The organism is Geminicoccus sp. (assembly GCF_035556675.1).
GTDB lineage: Bacteria > Pseudomonadota > Alphaproteobacteria > Geminicoccales > Geminicoccaceae > Geminicoccus.
In genome coordinates, this window is the sequence record NZ_DATMFZ010000134.1 from 1 (window position 1) to 3,923 (window position 3,923).

At 68.5% G+C, this 3,923-nt stretch carries 4 protein-coding genes; all 4 read left to right on the plus strand.

What is annotated here, in order from left to right:
- On the plus strand, positions 1-566 hold a 566-nt coding region (locus VNS22_RS10570), incomplete at its 5' end, for an ABC transporter permease (RefSeq protein ID WP_414653340.1).
- A gap of 33 nt (positions 567-599) precedes the next feature.
- Positions 600-1,688 carry a mandelate racemase/muconate lactonizing enzyme family protein gene (locus tag VNS22_RS10575; RefSeq protein WP_325732173.1) on the plus strand — a complete coding sequence of 363 codons (1,089 nt, stop codon included), beginning with the start codon at positions 600-602 and terminating at the stop codon, positions 1,686-1,688.
- A 637-nt stretch (positions 1,689-2,325) separates the two neighbouring features.
- On the plus strand, positions 2,326-3,435 hold the full coding sequence (locus VNS22_RS10580; RefSeq protein ID WP_325732174.1) for a sensor histidine kinase: 1,110 nt from the start codon (positions 2,326-2,328) through the stop codon (positions 3,433-3,435).
- Between the two features lie 38 nt (positions 3,436-3,473).
- Entirely contained in the window at positions 3,474-3,827 is a 354-nt protein-coding gene (locus VNS22_RS10585) for a response regulator (protein WP_325732175.1), read from the plus strand.
- Positions 3,828-3,923 lie beyond the last annotated feature (96 nt).

Consider the following 3,923-nt stretch of genomic DNA (forward strand, 5'->3'; position numbering starts at 1 on the left):
TGCTGGCCGGCAACCAGTCGGTCTCGGTGTCCTACGACACGGCCTTCGTCGAGCTGGGCCAGGGCGACCTGCTGGGCTTCCCGGTCCCGGCCTGGATCGCGGCCATCGCCTATGTGCTGGGCTCGATCCTCCTGAACCTCACCGCGTTCGGCCGCAGCGTGCTGGCGATCGGCGGCAGCGAGGATGCCAGCCGGATGATGGGCCTGCCCGCCGACCGGGTGAAGTTCCTGGTCTATGCCGGCAGCGGCGTGCTGGCGGGCCTGGCCGGCGTGATCCTGGCCGCACAGTTCGGCGCCGGCCAGCCGATCGAGGGCGTGGGCTGGGAGCTGTTCGCGATCGCCGCGGTGGTGGTCGGCGGCACGCTGCTCACCGGCGGCAAGGGCTCGGTCGAATCCACGCTGGCCGGTGCGCTCCTGCTCGGCCTGATCTTCAACATCCTCAACTTCGAGAACGGCCTCGGCTGGATCAGCCTGTCCGCCTACTGGCAGTCGGTGATCCGCGGCCTGTTCCTGCTCCTGGTCGTGATCCTGCAGGCCAAGCTGGTGGGCCGCGAGGCGACCGGCTGACCCTCCATACCCCTTGACTGGAAGGACCGTCCCATGCCCGCCATCACGTCGGTGCAGCCCGGCTACTACCGGATCCCCCTGCCCACCGCGCTCACCGACAGCACCCATGGCGTGATGCGCGACTTCGAGCTTTTGACCGTGCGCGTCACCGATGCGGACGGCGCCGAAGGGGTCGGCTACAGCTACACGGTCGGCCGCAACGGCGGTGCGATCCACGACGTCCTGGCCCGCGAGATCGCGGAGCTGGTGGCCGGCGAGGATGCCGACCGGATCGAGTTCCTGTGGAACCGGCTCTGGTGGGACCTGCATTATGGCGGCCGCGGCGGCCCCACCGTGCTGGCGCTCTCGGCCTTCGACATGGCCCTTTGGGACCTCAAGGCCAAGCGCGCCGGCCAGCCGCTCTGGAAGCTGCTGGGCGGCAACGACCCCAAGGTGCCCTGCTATGCCGGCGGCATCGACCTCTATCTGCCGCTGGACGACCTGCTGAAGCAGACCGAGGCCAACCTCGCCAAGGGCTTCCGCGCCATCAAGATGAAGGTCGGCCGCAAGCTGCTGTCCGAGGACGTGGAGCGGATCGCCGCGATGCGCCGGCACCTGGGCGACGGCTTCCCGCTCATGGTGGACGCCAACATGAAGTGGTCCGCCGACGAGGCGATCCGGGCGGCCCGCGCCTTCCAGCCCTATGACCTGACCTGGCTGGAGGAGCCGATCTCGCCCGACGACGTGGCAGGCCATGCAAGGGTGGTGCGCGAAGGCGGCCTGCCGATCGCCGCTGGCGAGAACCTGCGCACGCTCTGGGAGTTCCGCCACCTGATCGCGTCCGGCGGCGTCACCTATCCCGAGCCGGACGTGACCAATTGCGGCGGCATCACCTCGTTCATGAAGATCGCCCACCTGGCCGAGGCGTTCAACCTGCCGGTCACCTCGCACGGCGCCCACGACGTCACCGTGCACCTGCTCGCCGCCGCGCCGAACCGCTCCTTCCTGGAAGCGCACGGCTTCGGCCTGGAGCGCTTCATCGCCCGGCCGCTGCAGATCCAGGACGGCTTCGCCATCGCCCCGGACGATCCGGGCCACGGCATCGAGTTCGACTGGAAGGGCCTGGAGACGGTGCGGGCCTGAGAGCCTGCGGCCGGCCAACTGGGCGGGATGAGCAGGCACCGTAGCCGCCCGTCGATGGATCCCCGTACGGCGCAAGGGATGACTTGAGGAGGGGCGTTCGCGTCCCTCCTCAGGGTATCCTGAAATCAGACAACCTGTTGAATTGAAAAGATAAAACTGCGTTCTCGGGTTCGTTTGTGCAAATTCGCTTCGCAGATTTGCCAGGCCTGCTGCGAAGCCCCTGGCGGCGGACGTTTCGTTCACCATAGCACAAGTGCTGGTGCAGATCGCGACCCTGGACGCTTTGGTGCGAATGGCGGCGTCGAGGCAGGAGACCGTCTGCATCATTCGTTCATGCAGCGGCTGCCGATTGGGGATGCCGGTGCGCGTCCGTCTGCCCTGCCCCCTGGTGTTCGCCTGCTTCGCTGCGGTCTCCCGCTGACACGACACATGGGAGGACCAGAATGCGCCGGCAGGGCACCGACGACCCTGCCGGACGTTTCATGGCGCGGACATTCCTCCAGCCAGCGATACGCACCGGCCGGTTCGCGGCCGCCTGTCGCTCATGGTGGCTACGGAGCCTGAGGGAGCGGGCATGGCTTCGGCAGCCGGGGGCTGGTAACCGGTTCCGGGTAAACATTTTCTTGGCGAAAGGTGGATGGAGCAGGCTGGGCCTCAGGGGGATTTGAAGGCAGCGCTGGCGGTCAGCGAGCGCCGGTTCCGGCTGCTGGCCGATCATGCGCCGGTGTTGATCTGGCGGGCCGGGCCGGACAAGCAGTGCGACTGGTTCAACAAGCCCTGGCTGGAGTTCACCGGCAGGACGCTCGAGCAGGAGCTGGGGCATGGCTGGGCCGAGGGGGTCCATCCCGACGACCATGCGCGCTGCCTGGAGATCTACACGGTCGCCTTCGACGCCCGCGAGCGCTTCACCATGGACTACCGGCTGCGCCGCCATGACGGCACGTATCGCTGGATCCGGGACAATGGCGCGCCCTATTTCGACGACGACGGCAGCTTCCTGGGCTATTTCGGCAGCGGGATCGACGTCACCGACCATGTCGAGACCGAATTGTCCCTGCGCCGGGCGCTGAGCCAGGCCGACCAGTACGATCAGCAGCAAAAGCAGGCGCAGTGGCGCCAGGAGATGCTGATCCAAGAGCTGAACCACCGGGTGAAGAACACGCTGGCGACGATCCAGTCCATCGCGATGCAGAGCTTTCGTGCCGGCGTCGACGTGCGGGTGGGGCTCGCCAAGTTCGAGGGGCGCCTGGTGGCCCTGTCCCGCGCCCATGACGTGCTCACCCGGTCCAACTGGCTGGCGGCACCCCTGGACGAGATCGTCCAGTCCGGCATCGAGCCGTTCCGTGCGCCGGAGGACGATGCCTTCACGATCGAGGGCCCGCCGGTCCGGCTGCCGCCCAAGATGGCGCTCAGCCTCGCCATGGGCATCCACGAGCTGTGCACCAACGCGCTCCGGTTCGGGGCACTCTCGGCCAGAGGCGGCACGGTGCGGATCGACTGGCAGGTGACGGGCGACGGCGAGGCCGAGCAGCTGGAGCTGACCTGGCGGGAAGCCGGGGGCCCGCCGGTGCAGCCACCCGGGCAGCGCGGCTTCGGCACCCGCCTGATCGAGAGCGGGCTTGCCCGCGAATTCGGCGGGGAGGTGGCGCTGGACTTCACGCCGGGTGGGCTGGTGTGCCGGGTGCACGCACCGCTCCCGGCCGAGGAGCCGCCATTGGTGGGCGGGCTGGTCGTGCCCCACCACTGAAACATATATCAAGCCAGGGCAGCCGGACCGGAAAAAGGATGGGTCGTCGTGTTCTGGTGGTCGAGGACGAAAGCCTCGTCGCCCTTCTCCTGGAAGACATGCTGCTGGAGCTGGGCTTTACCGTCGTGGACGTGGCGAGCCGGCTCGAAACCGGCATGTCCGCAGCGGAGCAGGCCGCCTTCGACGTGGCGGTGCTCGATGTGAACCTGGGCGGGGAAACGCGCAGCTTTCCGATCGCCGACCTCCTGCGCCGGCGCGGCATCCCGTTCGTCTTCGCCACCGGCCACGACCCGGGCAGCCTGGAGCGCACCTACCCGGACGCGCCGGTGGTGCGCAAACCGTTCCTGCGCGGCGACCTGCGCAGCGCGCTCGCCCAGGCGCTGGCCCGCTGAGCAGTCAGTCGGGCGTGGCCGGCACGATCAGCACGCGCAGCGCCCGCTCCGGCGCCAGATAGGTCTTCGCCAAGCCCTGCAGTGCTGCCGCGTCCC